The following is a 16,464-nucleotide window of genomic DNA, read 5'->3' on the forward strand; positions in this document are numbered from 1 at the left end:
TGCTGATTCAGATACTGATGTACTCTTAGATGCTGATTCACTTACTGATGTACTCTTAGATGCCGATTCAGATACTGATGTACTCTTAGATGCTGACTCAGATACTGATGTACTCTTAGATGCTGATTCAGATACTGATGTACTCTTAGATGCTGATTCACTTACTGATGTACTCATTGATGCCGATTCACTTAGTGATCTACTATCAGCCTCAGTTAAATCCCTTTTACCTCTGCGCCCTCGCTTACTTTCAGATTCTTTAGTACTCTTAGATTCAGATTTAGACTCTTCGCTTGTTGATGTAGAATTATTTTTATTTTCACTAGATTGTGTTTTACCATTTAGTAAAGAATTCACATCATTTATTACATTTTTCGTAATATTATCGCTTTCTTTTTTATCATTAGAACTTACTGCTGTTTCTTTGTTTTCATTATCTACATTAGTTTTATTAATGATTGTATGAGATTCTTTATTAGCTAAACCTGTATTAAAATCATTATTAGCTTCTTGTTCTCCTGAAACATTCGCTTGTTCTGCGTGAGCAAGATTGGTAGTTGCGCTTAATCCAAATAGAGCTCCAACAACACTTAAACCTCTAATACCATTAACTGCTAAATCATCTCTTTCAATTGTATCATCTGATACTTTCGTTGTATTCAGATCATTACTTGATCTAAATAGGTTTAACAGACCAATTTTTGTTACAGCGATTTTAATCCATGTCTTACCGGATTTTCTTAATTTATATCTATGTGATCGTTCTGTTTCTATTTCACGTTTTCGCATAATTCTCCTTCTCTCTATTTCTATAATTTAGTTAAGTTTAAATTATTTATAAAAAAATAAATCCATATATTCACCTAATAATGGCATAATATACATTAACCTATATTATGCCACTTTTTGAATTTTATTTCAAGAAATAATAGTAAATATTCCAATATTTTTTTTTAATTCCTTAAATCTAATTATGAAATTTAAGTAAGTAGTTATACAAAAATAAACTTCAATTTATCTTTGCATTTAAAGTTTAAAGTACATTTAAAGTATAATTTAAAGTACATTTAAAGTAAGTTATTAAATATTTTATTTTTTATATTTCTTATATTTTTTTAATTTAAATTATATATTTATAATTACAATCAATATAGTTTTATTTTACATTGTTTTGATTATAATTCTCTTGTTAATTAATATTGTCTTTTATTAAAGAACACCACTTTTCTCCCACAACATCATCTAAATAGTCTCTTGCAATACAATATGAATTACTGGCAACAACGTTTTGATTTAAATCAAAGTATTTAATTATTGTCTCAGCGAAACTATTTATTAAATCTTCTCTAGTTTTACTTTCATTTTCCGAAAGTAAATAACCGTTCTTTTCATTTTTAATAAATGTGCGCCCCCCGTACGGAGAGTCTATACCTACTATTCCTAATCCATAAGATACAGCTTCAAGTAAAGTTATACCTAAGGTTTCCCATGATGCAGTAGATATATATAGTTGATGTTTTTTATATTGTTCTGTTAATTTTTGATAACCACACAGTTTAATATAATCTTGTGCGTTATTTTCAATAATAATATTATTTAACTTCTCATATTCATCACCATCACCAAATATGTTCAAATGAAACTGTGGTATTATTCCTCTAACTTTTATTGCCGCTTTAATTGCTATGTCAAGCTGTTTACGTGGATCTAATCTAGCTGCAATCATTGCAGAGAACGGAATTACTTCATCTCTTTCTAGTACTAGATTTTCAATACTAGCGGCGGGTATAACTACAATTGGACATAAAGGTAATTTTAAATCTAATAAATATTTCTTAACATCATTTTTTTGAAACTCAGTTGAAACTATTATGAAATCAAACTCTTTTGTATATTTAAATAAATAATAGTACTCATAATTCATTCTTCCATATCTAAACTGATGAATAGAATGAAGGAAAACTCCTTTTTTTGTATCCTTAACGTATTTTAGAAGTGCTTGAGAATATGGAAAACCGGATATTCTGTCCATTATCACGGTATCATTCTTAGAAAGTGATAATGATTTGATGAAGATTTCCATTAATTCATGCTCTCCATCTATCCAATCTACTCCAAATCTATATTTAACATTTCCCCCTATATTATAACCTTCGTATACAAGACTTCCTTCATTATTATAAAAGAATCTTTTAGACCAATCATATTGATCTTTATTAAAAAATTCTCTACAAATAAGGAATGAGGTATAGTAATCAATTTGATATAATATATTTTGATAAAGATGATGTACTTCATAAACATTATTATCTTCAATCCACAGTACTAGCTTATGTTCATTGGATAAACTATAAATAACTTTTTCCGCACTTTGCTCTAAACATTCTTTATTTTCTAGTTTTAATTTACTTATCATTTTCTTAACAGAAATAGTTGATAAAACTCCTGTTTCCCCAACAAGATAGTATGGAGCAATAATCATTCTATCTACTGGTATACCTATATCTCTAAAATAACGAAACTTATTACGAGGAGGTAACACAGAAAATATATAGCGATAATCTATATTTTGTTTATCAAATACTCTTGCTCGATGAACTTGAGAGTTATCGACTCCATTAGGTTCATATCCTACTAATAAATCAAATATATATGTAGTCATTTATATTCCCTCCTTTCCAAAAGTATCTCTATATTTTTTTACATCAGAATATTTAATCCAATTTAATTGTTTATTCATAGCTTCTTTATAAACCTTATCAGAAATTGATAGTTGCTTCAGATAATCAATCATTTTATTTACTTCAAAAGTCGTATACATATGTTCTGACGTAAAATATTTTGGTCTATGACATGTTTCTTCAAAGGCAAATAGCAACATACCTTTCTCCAAAGATTCTTCAACAGCATCAAGTATTTCAATATCATGATTTATATCTAAGTATATATTGCAGTTTTCTAGAAGATTAAAAAATTGACTTTGAGGCATACCAGGATATAAAAATACATTGTTCATTTCATCAAGATCTGTTAATCTTGAACCCATAGCAGTGATAGCACCTATATGAAATTCAATCATAGGGAGAGCGGACGTTAACTCTTCGATTTTTTCTACATCTTGAGTATGTGTGATAATTAACGCTCTATATTGTTCTGTATTTTTCTTAGGATACAACGGACTTATGTGATGAACTCTATCGTTTAATGATAATTTAGAAAAAACCGAAAAATGGTATATATATAATTCATCTACTGTCATTAACCATTTATTTACATCTTCATCCTCAAGTGGTAATTTGTCTGTATAGCAAGCTTTAATTTTTTCGTCTTTGAAAAACTTAGCTATATGTTGATCTCCTATTACCAAAACTTCATTATCATTTATTAAATTAACACAAGCATGCCATAATTGATTTTCATCATATAAAAATGTCATATTTTCAAAAAATATAGAAAATAAGCCATTCCCAGGATCTTCTATCATAATTAAGTTGCCTTTTTGATTATAATATTGAATAGAAATAATTTTTTCTTCACTATCAAATATTTCTTGTTTAAAACATAATCCATCTTCTCCGTAGTAATCTTTACTTATAACATTTCCTTTGACATCCCACCATTCAACAGAACTCACTGTCCATTCATCATAATTTAAATAATTTATAATCCCTCGTTGAATACCTCTATCCCAAATTGTACCATATTCATAACCCATATTAATACTCCAGTACTCTGGAACTTCGACTTTTAAAGCGAATAGTGGTGAATTATTTCTTTTTTCGTTATTTATTTTATCCGTTAAAATATTAGGTAAAAAATGGACATAATCTTTATCTATTGGATTTGCTTTCATTGTCAGCACCTTCACCTCAATACCAGAAGATATCACATCTTCAATGAATTTCTGTTCATTCTTATTAAATTCATTTGTAAGATAAATCATTTACATTCTCCTTTAATAATTGTTCTAATGTTTGATAAATAATTAATTCTTATTAAATATTATAACTTAAATAATATAAAAGTTCTATCTATAATAATTTCTATTAACGTGTTCCATATGTGCAAAAAAGCCCTCAAAGTTAAAAATCAAACTTTGAGAGCTAAATATATAATCTATTTTATTATCCTATAGAGCCTTCCATCTCAAATGAAATTAATCTGTTTAATTCGACAGCGTATTCCATTGGAAGTTCTTTTGTGAATGGTTCGATGAATCCCATAACTATCATTTCAGTAGCTTGTCCTTCATCAAGACCTCTACTCATTAAGTAGAATAGTTGTTCTTCTGATACTTTAGATACTTTTGCTTCGTGTTCTAAAGATACGTTAGAGTTTTTAACAATGTTGTAAGGAATAGTATCTGAAGTTGAATATTCATCTAAGATTAAAGTATCACATTCAATGTTTGAACGCGAACCTTCAGAGTTTTTACCAAAGTGAATCCATCCACGGTAGTTAACTTTTCCACCACGACGAGACATTGATTTAGAAACGACAGTAGAAGATGTTCTAGGCGCTAAATGAATCATCTTAGATCCCGCATCAAGTACTTGTCCTTCACTAGCCATAGCTATGGATAATGTACTTCCACTTGCTCCCTCACCAACTAAAATACATGCTGGGTATTTCATAGTTAATTTAGAACCTAGGTTTCCGTCTACCCATTCCATAGTACCGTTTTTCTCAACAATCGCACGTTTCGTAACTAAGTTATAAACGTTTGTCGACCAGTTTTGAATAGTAGTATATCTGAATCGAGCATTTTCTTTAATAAATATTTCTACAACAGCAGCGTGTAATGAACTTGCTGAGTAAGTTGGAGCTGTACATCCTTCTACATAATGTAAAGAAGAGTTTCTCTCAATAATAATTAATGTACGCTCAAATTGTCCCATTTTTTCACTGTTAATTCTGAAGTATGCTTGAAGCGGTGCTTCTACTGATACATTTTCCGGACAGTAGATAAATGATCCACCTGACCAAACTGCAGAGTTTAATGCAGCGAACTTATTATCATTGAAATCAACAGCTTTTGAAAAATATTCTTTGAAGATTTCTTCATGATTCTTTAATGCTGTATCAGTATCTTCGAAGATAATTCCTTTTTCTTCGAATTGTTTATGCATATTGTGATAAACTACCTCTGACTCATATTGTGCAGAGACACCTGCAAGGTATTTTTGTTCTGCTTCTGGAATACCAAGTTTTTCAAAAGTATTTTTAATTTCTTGTGGTACTTCATCCCATGAGCGCTCTGTTTTTTCTGATGGTTTTACATAGTATGTTAAATCCTCAAAATCAATTTCAGACAAATCTCCACCCCATGTAGGCATCGGCATTCTGTAAAACTCTTTTAAAGCATTTAAACGGTATTCTAACATCCATTGTGGTTCTTCTTTTCTTTCAGAAATTGTTTTAACGATTTCTTTTGTTAATCCTTTATCAGTTTTGAATATAGATACATCTTTATCTGAAAATCCATACTGATAATCGGTAAACATTTCTTCATTTTTATTCAATGCAATCACTCCTTCTTCTATTTATTTTCTTCTAATATTTTTTCTGTAATTTTCCATGCAAGAGTAGCACACTTAACCCTTGCTGGAAGTTGAGAAATACTTTGTAATGAAATACTATCTTCTAAGTTTTCTTCATTAAATTCATTTCCCATAATCATATTTAAAAAGTCTTTAATCTTGGCATTAGCTTTTTCTACTGATAATCCTTTTAATTCCTCAGTTAACATAGAGGCAGATGCTAATGAAATAGAACAACCTGTTCCTACGAACTTAATATCTTCAATAATATTATCTACTAATTTCATACTAACTATTATTTTATCACCACAAGACGGATTTAACATCTCCAACTTATAACTACTCTCTATTTCCCCATTATTTCTAGGATGCTTACTATGATCTAAGATTACTTGTTTATATAAACTTTTTAAATCACTAAAACTCATTGTCAAAAAACTCCTTCGTTTTTTTTAAAGTTTGAATAAAGAAATCTATCTCTTCTTTTGTATTATATAAATATAGACTCACTCTTGCTACCGAGTATGTTCCTAGCTTTCCTAATAATGGTTGAGTACACTGATGCCCTGCTCTTATGCAAATACCTTTTTCATCTAAGAAACTTGTTAAATCATGAGGATGAACTCCTACCAAGTTAAAAGTAACTAGTGAAACTCTCTCCTCAATATTCTTTGTTCCATAAATCTCTACATTATCTATTTTAGAAAGTTCAGAATACATGTATCTAGTAAGTTCTTTAGTGTACTTTTCAATATTTTCTAAACCAATACTATTCAAATACTTAATAGCTTCTCCTAATCCTGCTGCTTGTGCAAGCAGTGGTGTTCCCGCTTCAAATTTATCAGGAAGAATTGCCCATGTTGCTGAATTATCTTCAACGATACCAATCATTCCTCCACCGAATTCAACCGGATCAAATTTTTCTAGTAGCTGTTTCTTTCCATATAGAACTCCAATACCAGTAGGTCCACACATTTTATGCGCACTAAAAGCTAAAAAGTCACAGTTCATTTTTTGAACATCAATCTTTAAATGAGGAACTGATTGCGCTGCATCTACTACAAAATAAATATCTTTATCTTTCAATAATTCACCAATTTCATAAACTGGATTTATATTACCTAATACGTTAGAAGCATGACACATTGATACAATTTTAGTTTTATCTGTAATAAATTCTTCTAATTGTTTTATACTTATTCTTCCATCTTCATCTAATTCTAAATATTTAAGAACAAGATTTTTGCGTTTAGCTAGTTGTTGCCAAGGAATAATATTAGCATGATGTTCCATGTAGGTAAGAATAATTTCATCTCCTTCACTTACATCTTGTTCTAAAATTCTTGCTACAAAATTTAAACTTTCCGTAGTTCCACTAGTATAGATTACTTCTTCATAACTACTTGCATTTATAAATTCTCTAACTAACTCTTTCGATTCTTCGTATATTTTCTCTGATTCATTACCTAAGGTATAAACAGATCTATGAATATTTGAATTATAATTTTTATAGTAATCTGTAATTGCATCGATCACTTGATTAGGTTTTTGAGTAGTAGCTCCATTATCAAAAAATATCAAATCATTTCCTGATATTTTTCTATTTAATATAGGAAAGTCTTCTCTATATTTACTAAAATCTATCATTATTACTCACTCTCGTTATTATTAATTTTTTCATCAATAAGTACTGTTACAAGTTCTTTAATTTTATCTACTGTTAACTCTGAGATTACTGGAGATAGGAATCCATGAACTAATAATCTACTTGATTCTTTTCTAGTTAATCCTCTACTTTGTAAGTAGTATAATTGCTCTTCATCAATACGACCTAAAGACGCTCCGTGACCTGCCATAACATCATTTTCGTCGATTAATAGCATTGGGTTAGCATCTGCTTTTGCTTCTGAAGAAAGTGTCAGCATTCTTGAACTTTGGTAAGCGTTAGAACCTGTTGCTCCTTTAACGATAAATCCTACACCGTTAAATACAATATGTGATCTATCTAATAGCACACCATGTTGTAAAATATCCCCTTTACTGCTTAAGCCTTGGTTAACTACTTCACTATTGAAGTAAGTTTTTTGTTCTTTAACTCCTAGAGTTACAATCTTAAGATTTGCTTCAGAACCATCTCCTAGGATGTTTGTTGTATTATCGTGATATACGTCTGCTTCATCCATTGCAGCTACATTCCAGTTAATTAATGAATCTCTATAAGTCAAACCACGACGTAAAATAGTTCCACGTTTTTCACCTGGTTGGTTCGTAATTGAACTATAGTTAATTTGAGCTCCTTCATGTGCAACTACTTCTGAAACTAAACTGAATGGAGCCTTATCCTCTTTTTGATTATTTACGTAGTTTTCAATAAAGTTAAACTTAGCGTTATTTCCAACCTGAATAGTTACATGGTTGAATAAACTTTGTTCTTTATCAGATATTACGATATATTGAAGCGGTTCTCCAATTTCAGCATTATCCTTAACATCAATGAATAATCCAGCATTTAATAGTGTGTAGTGAACAGCTGTAACTTTACTTTCTGCATAGTCAACTACACTCATAAAACTATCTTTTATGTGATCATCATTCATCGCAGTGAAAATATCTTTAATAACAACTTTATCAGCATATTTTTCAGGAATATTAATATGTACAATAGTGTTGTTCTTTTGAACTACGGCAAAATCATCGCTATTAATACCATATTTGGCTATATCTACAGTTCCTTCATTTTCTAATCTTAGAGTTGAAAAATCAACATTAAATAAGTTCCATCTTTCTAACTCCATAGATTCTAGTTTTGGAAAAGGTAGCGTATAACTCTTATATAAAGCTAATTTTCTAGTATTTAAAAACCATGTAGGTTCATTTGTATTATAAAAGATGCTTTGTAAAGTTTTAATACTTAGTTTTAATTTATTATTCTCCATATTAAACCTCTTCTTTTAACCAGTCATAACCTTCTTTTTCTAAACGAAGTGCTAGCTCAGGTCCACCTGATTTTACGATTTTCCCATCCATAAGTACGTGTACAAAATCTGGCTCAATATAATCTAATAATCTTTGGTAGTGAGTGATAATTAAGCAACCAAAGTTTTCACCACGCATTTTATTAACACCTTTTGATACAATTTTCAGTGCATCGATGTCTAATCCAGAGTCGATTTCATCTAGAATAGCAAATTTAGGTTCTAACATCATCATTTGTAATATTTCGTTACGTTTCTTTTCTCCTCCAGAGAAACCATCATTTACATAACGTTGAGACATTTTTAGGTCCATTTCTAAAAATTCCATAGTTTTATCTAATTTTTTAATATATTGCATTAAAGGAATACTATCTTCACGTTGTGCATTGATTGCAGATTTAATAAATTCTGAAGTTGGTACTCCTGGTACTTCAGATGGATATTGCATCGCTAGGAATAGACCAGCACGAGCTCTTTCGTCAACTTCCATTTCTAATACTTCTTCACCATCTAATAAAATACTTCCACCATCTACCTCATATTTAGGGTGACCCATAATAGCTGATGCTAATGTAGATTTACCTGCACCATTTGGTCCCATTACAGCATGTATCTCACCAGATTTAATTTCTAAATTTAGTCCTTTTAATATTTGTTTTTCATTAATTGATACTTCTAAATTTTTTATATCAAGAACTGACATTTTATTTCCTCCATCTCTTATATTTATTGCGATCAAATCATATAAAACATTAATTATCGCAAATTACATAAGTATTATTATAAAGGTTTTCAAATGTTTTATCAAATTATTGGTTCGAACGTTCTCTAGTTATGCACTCCTATTTACGAAAAAATAAATCCTCAAATTTCACTTGAAATTCGAGGATTTATTTATATAATTTATTTTGAAAATTCCCACATAGCTACTATTTCAGTTTTTAATTCGTCATAAGACCATTTTTTTAGTGTTCTTGTGTAACTATTTGGATCATTAATTATAAATTTTCCTTCATTATCTACTCCTGTTATCAAAACAATATGTCCAACAGTTGTAAACTTACCTGGATGAACAGAAGCGATAATAGGATTACCTTTATTCAATGCAGATTTCATAGCTTCTTCATTAAGTGATACACCAGTTGATTTAACTCCGTATTCTTTAGCTATATAATCGAAGAAACTCCATTTTGTACCTGCATCTGTAAAGTATCCGCTAGCATCTTCTTTTTCAGCAATATTTTTTGGTGTAATTGATTTATCATCTAATATTCCACTTAGAGCCATCGCTACACAAGTTGGTCCACAACCACCTATTGCTATATTTGTTTCACCAAGCTTATCATAAGCCCAGCGTTTATCCCATTGGATATAGTAAGGAAACTTCCTATTAATTTCAATAGTTTCTCCTTGTTCGAATGGTGCTGCTTGTTGTCCTGCTAAATAGCCCAAGATATACTGTGTTGCATCCTTATTATTAACTAATAACTTCTGCTCTGCTTCTGGTAGATTCTCTTTTTGTAAATAGATTAATTGACCTATTAAACTTCCATTAGCATTTTGAAGCAAGTTATTTTCTATTCCTCTTGTTGTCGTTATAAATGGAGAAGGTTGTGTTACTCCACGAATTCCATCACGTGCTTTAGCTACATTTTCTGTTTTTAACACATTAGTACTCTTATTTTCATCTTTTATAAATTTATTAAACCAAGTAATCTTATTACTTTGAATAACGTAAAATACAACTGTACATAGAATAATGAATACAATTGTCATTATTCCCATTCTTTTTCTTTTCATTATTTTTCTCCTTTATTTACTTTTTAATACTAGAATAATCCCTACAAAAATAACTATAATATATCCTAACAAACTTTGCAAGTCTGGTAACTCGCTAAAAAATATAAATCCTAAAATTCCGGAAAACAATACTTGTGAATAATCAAAGACTGATATATTTTTTGCTGCTGCATACTTATAAGCGAATGTTACTCCATACTGTCCTATCGTAGCTGAAGCACCAGCTAATATTAGCATCGACAGTTGATACATTGTCATCGTACGATAATCAAAAATTAAATAAGGTAATAATAGTATTGTCGATAATGATGAGAAGAAGAAAATTATAAACTCTCCTGAGACATTATGCGTACCTAAATACCTTACGCAAGTATAAGCAATCCCTGAACAAAACGCCCCTAAAAGTGCAGCTAGAGCTCCTGTACTTATTAATCCATCACCTGTAGGTTTTATAATAAATCCTACACCTATAAATGCAATAATAATTGCTAAAAGTTGAAACATCGTTATTCTTTCTTTAAAGAAAAAATAAGATAGTATAATTATTATAAATGGTGAAAGTTTTTGTATAATAGTCGAATCAGCAAGACTAATATGTGAAATTGCATAAAAGTTAAATACTAAGCCTATTGTACCGAAAACACTCCTTGAGATTAAAACACTCCAAGAAACTTTATTACTTGGTAGATTTATATTTTTCCAATGTTTTATTAACGGAATTGATGAAATCCCAACAGCTATAATATTCCTAAAAAAACCTTTCTGCATAGATGGTAAATCTCCAGATAATTTGATGAATAACGCCATCAATGAAAAACCGAATCCCGACATTATTATACAAAATATTCCCATTAGTATATTATTCTTTTTATCCATTACTAAACTCCAATATATTAAATATTTGAACAATTGTATTTTCAATGTTTCGTTTTGAAATGTGTCTGTCCATTGCTATATTCAATGACGTAAATTTCCTTTGAATTGAAAACGATGCATCAATTAATTTTTTATCATCTTCATTTAATTCAGATAATTCATCATCTAAAATACTACCCGCTAAAAAAATAACTTTTTTATTAAATCGTTTTGCTATTCTTGCAATTTCTATAGGAGCTTTTCCCATATAACTCTGTTTATCTAATTTACCTTCTCCAGTAATAACAACATCCACATCTCGAATAATTTTCTCTAACTCTAGATAATTAATCATAAACTCTGAGCCTGATTGTATAGTAGCATTGCAAAAAGACATAAAGGCATAACCTAATCCACCAGCAGCACCGCTACCTTCGATGAAAGTGTTATTTTTTCCAGTAGCTAAATTAACTTTATTAGAAAATTTTTCAATATATTTATCAACTTCTGCGAATTTATTCTCATCAAGCCCCTTTTGTTTCGAAAATATATACGTCGCTCCATTATTTCCTATCAACGGATTACTAACGTCACTTATGATACTAAACCTCGCTTTAGTTAATTTAGAATTAATATTTTTATTATCAATAACATCTATTTTACTTAAGTCATTAATACCACATTTACACAAATACCCTTTTTTGTCTATAAATTTAATACCTAATTCACTTAACATTCCTATTCCACAGTCATTTGTCGCACTTCCACCAAGACCTATAATAAAATGTTCTACCCCTTTTTCTAGAAGAAATACAATTAACTTTCCTAAACCTGTTGTTGTAGTTTTAAATGGATCTTTTTGTTCATCTTTTAATTGCTTTATCCCTATTACTTCCGCTACCTCAATAACCGCTTCTTTTCTCTCTTCATTCAAAAGATAATTCACATCACATTCTTGTAATGCTGCATTAACCGTTCTAAATTTATTATTTGTAAACCCCTTAAATAATGTTAGAAATCCATCTCCTCCATCAGCAACTACTTGAGTATATGTAATAATATTCTTGTAGTTATTATTAAGTTTATTGGAAATAATTTTTCCTATTTCTGCTGATGATAATGAGCCCTTAAACTCATTAACTGCTATTAATACTTTCATTAATTTTCAACTCCGCTTACATTAAATTTATAATCTTTTAGTTAATTTTACCATTAAACCAACTTTAATAAAAGTTTAAAATCTGAAAATAAAGTATAAAAACATTTTTATTGATAAAATTTACACAAATACTTTAAATTTATTATTTTTTTTAGTATAATAATTATGTAAAGTGTTTTACTTTATGTTTAGGGTGAAAGATAGGTCTCAATTTTTTGATTATATCAAAAAAATACAGTATTAATTTGTCAACTGTAGAAGCAAACTACTTTTAGTTTTACAATTAAAAAGTAATCCTCGTGTTTGTGCCAGTAATCTACAGCCAACATTTTAAAATATATTAGTTTATGAGTAACCTAATCCCTAAAGTTAAACTAATATTCATACTGTAAAAAACCACGAAGTTTACCCCTAAACTTTCGTGGTTTTTGCCTTTTCATATTTGGTTGTATAATAAATTCAGGGCATAAAAAAAATCCAGTCACGAATTATTATTTTTATGAACAAAATCACCATAGATTTGAAATATCAATCTACAGTGATTTTGTTTTAATCTGTCGTAAATTATTTTTCTCTTTTTAGTAAATAATTTGCAAAATCTTCTAGCAAATTATTATTAAGGCGTTTTGCAACATTGATAGCATTAAGTGTATGTTTTTTGAGTAATTCTTCACATTCCTCAATACCATAGAAACTAAGGTATGTAATCATATCTTCATCACTAGGCAATTTTCCGATTTTTTCAAAGTCTCCATAGTAATCCAGAATATCATCTTTAATTTGATAAGCAATACCTAATTGCTGTCCAAATTCTTTAACATCATTATATTCATCAAGTTTATTTGCTACTAAACATGCGAAGTCCATAGGTAGCTCAATTAAACGTCCTGTTTTTAAGCTATGCATTTTTCTTAAGTAATCCGCATCAACATCATAGTTCTTTTGTTTAACATCATATATCTGCCCTGCAATCATCCCCATCGCACCAGAATAATTGGCAAATTGCTTAATTAATCTTACCTTTAAGCTAGGTTCAACATTGCATTCACTTAACACTTCAAACGCTAATGTTAACATTGCATCCCCTGTAAGTACCGCAACATCTTGTCCAAAAACTTTATGATTAGTATATTTACCCCACCGATAATCATCATTATCCATCTCTGGTAAATCATCATGAACTAATGAATAAGTATGTACTAATTCTATAGCTAATGCAATATCAAAATATTTGCTGTAGTCCACTCCGTAATACTTTAGTAAATATAAAAATGATAGTGGTCTAATCTTTTTCCCATCGTTAACTAAAGAATATTCAATAGATTCTTTTAATAAATCAGGTATATCCAATTTTTCAAGGTATTCTTTAGCATAAGTATTTAATTTGGTTTTATTTTCTTCTATGAAACTTTTAAAATTATTCATTTTCTTTGAAATCCTTAGTTAATTTAACTACTTCTTTTTCCGCTTTATCTATTAGCTTATTACAATGTTTTATTAAATCTATTCCATTTTTGTAGCGTTCTAATGAATCTTCTAATGATAATTGCCCTGACTCTAATTCAGCAACAATTTTTTCTAAATTCATTAAACTTGTTTCGAAATTTTCTTTAATCATTACTTAACTCCTTTACCGGATATATTGTTCACTTTACATTCTAGACTACCATCGATTAACTGAACTGATATCTCATCTCCTACCTTAACTTCTTTAACAGATGTTAATTTTTTATCATCAAGAAATGATACCGAATATCCTTTCTTCATAATATTTAGCGGAGAGTTTGCTTCTAAACGATTAAGCTCTTGAGTAAAACTTTCTTTAAATCTTGCCAATAAATCAAAATTAATAAACTTTTCCGAAGAATTTATTAGTTGTTGTTGTCTATCTTTTAACAACAACTGTATAGATTTATTAAGATCTTTTTCAAACATTTCAACAGTCTTTTTATACTCAATATGAACTCTAGAATAATTTTTGAAATATGGATTATTTTCGCTATTATTTACTCTATTCTTATATGTTTGAATAATATAGCTAATAGTATTATTTAATTTATCAAGATTAAATTCTATTCTATTTTTTATATCTTCTATATTCGGCGTCACTAATTCTGCTGCCGCAGTTGGTGTTGAAGCCCGCTTGTCAGATACGAAATCCGCTAGTGTCGTATCGGTTTCATGTCCAATTCCAGTAACAATAGGAGTCTTACAATTAAATATAGCTCTAATAACTTCTTCAGTATTAAAACTCCATAAATCTTCTATTGATCCTCCACCACGACCTAAAATTATTACATCATTGGTTCCATCATCAGCTAGTTTAATATTTTTAACAATATCTTGGACTGAATTTTCTCCTTGAACCAAAGTCGAGTAAATATTAATTTTTGCGATAGGAAAACGTCTTTGAATCGTTCTTGTAATATCTTGGACTGCTGCTCCTGTTTTAGCGGTAACTACTGCAATATTTTGGCAAAAACTTGGTATTTGTTTTTTGTATTGTGGCAAGAAAAGTCCTTCTTTTTCAAGCTTTTCTTTCAACTCTAAAAATTTCTGATAAAGTTCTCCTATTCTATCTTTTTTCATATCTGAAACTAGCAGATTATGTTCTCCTCGAGGAAAATAATAATTAATCTTCGATTTAATTAGGACTGTATCTCCATCTTTAAAGTCTTTTGTTTTTGCTCCGAACCATACTGCATTTATTCTTGTATTCTCATCTTTTATAGAAAAATAGATATTATTGTTATTATGAAGTTTAAAATTAGATATCTCACCTTTAATATATATTTCTCCTAAGTATGGATCTAATAAAAATTTTCTCTCAATATATTTATTTAATGCTGTAACGGTTAGATATGTTCTTTCTCCCATCTAACTTTACCTCTTATTTTGTTGAGTTTTCTACGATTCCTTTTAATACTCCATTGATAAATTTATAACTTTCATCTTTTTCACTATATTTTTTTGAAAGTTCTACAGCTTCGTTAATTGAAACTTTATACGGAATATCACTATATAGTATTTCATATGCAGAAATACGTAAAATCTGTCTATCCATTTTTGAAAGACGTTCTAATTTCCAATCTTTTAAATTTTTTGAAATTATTTCGTCAATCTCATCTTTTTTCTCTAATATTTCTGTTAATGTTTTATTAACATAAATACTAGTAGAAATTTCCTCTTGTTCTAAATCTAGTAGTTCTATAAAATCTAATTCAGTATTTTCTACTTGAAATAAAATTTTAAAAACCGCTTCTCTAAGTTCGTGTCTGCTCTTCATTTAAATCTCCTAAATTAAAAATCAATTCCTATTATATTTACATTGACAGTTTTAGTATTTATTTCTGTCATATTAAAAATAGAATTTCTAACATTTTCTTGAATTTTTCTAGCTGTTTTAGTTACTGAATATCCAGCCTTTAAGTTACAATACACATCTATAATCAATTCTGTACCTGCAAATTCTAATTCAACTCCACGTGAATAAACTTTTTTTCCTAATAATTTTGCTACCCCCTCTACTTCTGTAGTTGCAATATTAGCTATTACTGCTAAGGCACTTGGGTTAATTTCTACTTTTCCTAATTTTTTAGTTTCCATTTGAATTTCCTCCAAAATTATATTTAATATTAGCAATACAGCCAATATTAAATTATTATTTGTCCATAATAATCTTATTAATTATACCATATTTTCAAAAAAAAAGGGAGAGATTACCTTAAAATAGTTGTTGTCGAAAATACTATTTTATGTAGGTAATCCCTTCCTTATGATTCTCTGTAGTTTATCCGGAAAAAATAAAGTATAAAGTTCTCAATTAAATATAATAAATTAAAAATAAATATTTAATTTCTAGCATATTTCTAGATTTCTTTAATTTTCCAATAGCCATTTTTTGAGCTTCCTATATATTCTAATTTACCTTCTTCTCTTAATTTTGATATATCTCTTTCTATGGTAGCTTTAGATACTCCTAAAATATCTTTTAACTTATTGGAAGTCATTCTATTATTTTCTATAATTAATTGCAATATTTTCTCCCTTCGCTCTAGCATAGTTAATTTTACTAGTTGCTTTTGACCATCATTTTGACCATCATTTTGACCATCATTTTGACCATCATTTTGAC

General features: G+C 29.0%; 17 protein-coding genes. All 17 read right to left on the minus strand.

What is annotated here, in order from left to right; all coding sequences use genetic code 11:
* On the minus strand, positions 1 to 789 hold a 789-nt coding region (locus RWQ74_RS07420; protein ID WP_314397649.1), incomplete at its 3' end, for a KxYKxGKxW signal peptide domain-containing protein.
* 400 nt (positions 790 to 1,189) lie between these two features.
* Positions 1,190 to 2,662 carry a glycosyltransferase gene (locus RWQ74_RS07425; protein ID WP_314397650.1) on the minus strand — a complete coding sequence of 491 codons (1,473 nt, stop codon included), beginning with the start codon at positions 2,660 to 2,662 and terminating at the stop codon, positions 1,190 to 1,192.
* Positions 2,663 to 3,943 (minus strand): hypothetical protein, encoded by a 1,281-nt coding sequence (locus tag RWQ74_RS07430; protein WP_314397652.1) that lies wholly within the window; start codon positions 3,941 to 3,943, stop codon positions 2,663 to 2,665.
* Positions 3,944 to 4,124: 181 nt separating this feature from the next.
* Entirely contained in the window at positions 4,125 to 5,504 is a 1,380-nt protein-coding gene (gene sufB, locus RWQ74_RS07435) for a Fe-S cluster assembly protein SufB (protein ID WP_314397665.1), read from the minus strand.
* A 35-nt stretch (positions 5,505 to 5,539) separates the two neighbouring features.
* Complete coding sequence (gene sufU / locus RWQ74_RS07440) at positions 5,540 to 5,968, minus strand: Fe-S cluster assembly sulfur transfer protein SufU (RefSeq protein ID WP_314397653.1); 429 nt, start codon at positions 5,966 to 5,968, stop codon at positions 5,540 to 5,542.
* The gene (locus RWQ74_RS07445) at positions 5,958 to 7,184 is read right to left on the minus strand and encodes a SufS family cysteine desulfurase (protein ID WP_314397666.1); all 1,227 of its coding nucleotides are present in this window, start codon (positions 7,182 to 7,184) and stop codon (positions 5,958 to 5,960) included. The genes sufU and RWQ74_RS07445 overlap by 11 nt, the downstream gene beginning before the upstream one ends.
* Before the next feature lie 5 nt (positions 7,185 to 7,189).
* Positions 7,190 to 8,476, minus strand: a complete 1,287-nt coding sequence (gene sufD, locus RWQ74_RS07450) for a Fe-S cluster assembly protein SufD (protein ID WP_314397654.1) — start codon at positions 8,474 to 8,476, stop codon at positions 7,190 to 7,192.
* 1 nt (position 8,477) lies between these two features.
* Complete coding sequence (gene sufC, locus RWQ74_RS07455) at positions 8,478 to 9,218, minus strand: Fe-S cluster assembly ATPase SufC (RefSeq protein WP_003145337.1); 741 nt, start codon at positions 9,216 to 9,218, stop codon at positions 8,478 to 8,480.
* A 200-nt stretch (positions 9,219 to 9,418) separates the two neighbouring features.
* Entirely contained in the window at positions 9,419 to 10,315 is an 897-nt protein-coding gene (locus RWQ74_RS07460; RefSeq protein ID WP_314397656.1) for a C39 family peptidase, read from the minus strand.
* A 12-nt stretch (positions 10,316 to 10,327) separates the two neighbouring features.
* The gene (locus RWQ74_RS07465; RefSeq protein WP_314397657.1) at positions 10,328 to 11,191 is read right to left on the minus strand and encodes a DMT family transporter; all 864 of its coding nucleotides are present in this window, start codon (positions 11,189 to 11,191) and stop codon (positions 10,328 to 10,330) included.
* Positions 11,184 to 12,329, minus strand: coding sequence for a glycerate kinase (locus RWQ74_RS07470; RefSeq protein WP_314397658.1), 1,146 nt, complete (start codon positions 12,327 to 12,329; stop codon positions 11,184 to 11,186). The genes RWQ74_RS07465 and RWQ74_RS07470 overlap by 8 nt, the downstream gene beginning before the upstream one ends.
* Before the next feature lie 564 nt (positions 12,330 to 12,893).
* Positions 12,894 to 13,754, minus strand: a complete 861-nt coding sequence (locus RWQ74_RS07475; protein WP_314397659.1) for a farnesyl diphosphate synthase — start codon at positions 13,752 to 13,754, stop codon at positions 12,894 to 12,896.
* The gene (gene xseB, locus RWQ74_RS07480) at positions 13,747 to 13,947 is read right to left on the minus strand and encodes an exodeoxyribonuclease VII small subunit (RefSeq protein ID WP_314397660.1); all 201 of its coding nucleotides are present in this window, start codon (positions 13,945 to 13,947) and stop codon (positions 13,747 to 13,749) included. The genes RWQ74_RS07475 and xseB overlap by 8 nt, the downstream gene beginning before the upstream one ends.
* Positions 13,947 to 15,206, minus strand: a complete 1,260-nt coding sequence (gene xseA, locus RWQ74_RS07485; protein WP_314397661.1) for an exodeoxyribonuclease VII large subunit — start codon at positions 15,204 to 15,206, stop codon at positions 13,947 to 13,949. The genes xseB and xseA overlap by 1 nt, the downstream gene beginning before the upstream one ends.
* A gap of 13 nt (positions 15,207 to 15,219) precedes the next feature.
* Positions 15,220 to 15,615 carry a transcription antitermination factor NusB gene (gene nusB, locus RWQ74_RS07490; protein ID WP_314160717.1) on the minus strand — a complete coding sequence of 132 codons (396 nt, stop codon included), beginning with the start codon at positions 15,613 to 15,615 and terminating at the stop codon, positions 15,220 to 15,222.
* A 14-nt stretch (positions 15,616 to 15,629) separates the two neighbouring features.
* Positions 15,630 to 15,935 carry an Asp23/Gls24 family envelope stress response protein gene (locus RWQ74_RS07495; protein ID WP_314160716.1) on the minus strand — a complete coding sequence of 102 codons (306 nt, stop codon included), beginning with the start codon at positions 15,933 to 15,935 and terminating at the stop codon, positions 15,630 to 15,632.
* Positions 15,936 to 16,198: 263 nt separating this feature from the next.
* On the minus strand, positions 16,199 to 16,464 hold a 266-nt coding region (locus tag RWQ74_RS07500; protein WP_314397663.1), incomplete at its 5' end, for a DUF977 family protein.

This window comes from uncultured Gemella sp. (assembly GCF_963525165.1).
In the GTDB taxonomy this organism is placed as follows: domain Bacteria; phylum Bacillota; class Bacilli; order Staphylococcales; family Gemellaceae; genus Gemella.

Bases quoted from the DNA above. Each gene is read 5' to 3' on its own strand.
- RWQ74_RS07475 (WP_314397659.1), bottom strand. From the start codon at position 13,754: ATGAATAATTTTAAAAGTTTCATAGAAGAAAATAAAACCAAATTAAAT.
- RWQ74_RS07460 (WP_314397656.1), bottom strand. From the start codon at position 10,315: ATGAAAAGAAAAAGAATGGGAATAATGACAATTGTATTCATTATTCTA.
- xseB (WP_314397660.1), bottom strand. From the start codon at position 13,947: ATGATTAAAGAAAATTTCGAAACAAGTTTAATGAATTTAGAAAAAATT.
- sufU (WP_314397653.1), bottom strand. From the start codon at position 5,968: ATGAGTTTTAGTGATTTAAAAAGTTTATATAAACAAGTAATCTTAGAT.
- sufB (WP_314397665.1), bottom strand. From the start codon at position 5,504: ATGTTTACCGATTATCAGTATGGATTTTCAGATAAAGATGTATCTATA.
- RWQ74_RS07465 (WP_314397657.1), bottom strand. From the start codon at position 11,191: ATGGATAAAAAGAATAATATACTAATGGGAATATTTTGTATAATAATG.
- RWQ74_RS07495 (WP_314160716.1), bottom strand. From the start codon at position 15,935: ATGGAAACTAAAAAATTAGGAAAAGTAGAAATTAACCCAAGTGCCTTA.
- RWQ74_RS07425 (WP_314397650.1), bottom strand. From the start codon at position 2,662: ATGACTACATATATATTTGATTTATTAGTAGGATATGAACCTAATGGA.
- nusB (WP_314160717.1), bottom strand. From the start codon at position 15,615: ATGAAGAGCAGACACGAACTTAGAGAAGCGGTTTTTAAAATTTTATTT.
- RWQ74_RS07430 (WP_314397652.1), bottom strand. From the start codon at position 3,943: ATGATTTATCTTACAAATGAATTTAATAAGAATGAACAGAAATTCATT.
- xseA (WP_314397661.1), bottom strand. From the start codon at position 15,206: ATGGGAGAAAGAACATATCTAACCGTTACAGCATTAAATAAATATATT.
- RWQ74_RS07470 (WP_314397658.1), bottom strand. From the start codon at position 12,329: ATGAAAGTATTAATAGCAGTTAATGAGTTTAAGGGCTCATTATCATCA.
- sufC (WP_003145337.1), bottom strand. From the start codon at position 9,218: ATGTCAGTTCTTGATATAAAAAATTTAGAAGTATCAATTAATGAAAAA.
- sufD (WP_314397654.1), bottom strand. From the start codon at position 8,476: ATGGAGAATAATAAATTAAAACTAAGTATTAAAACTTTACAAAGCATC.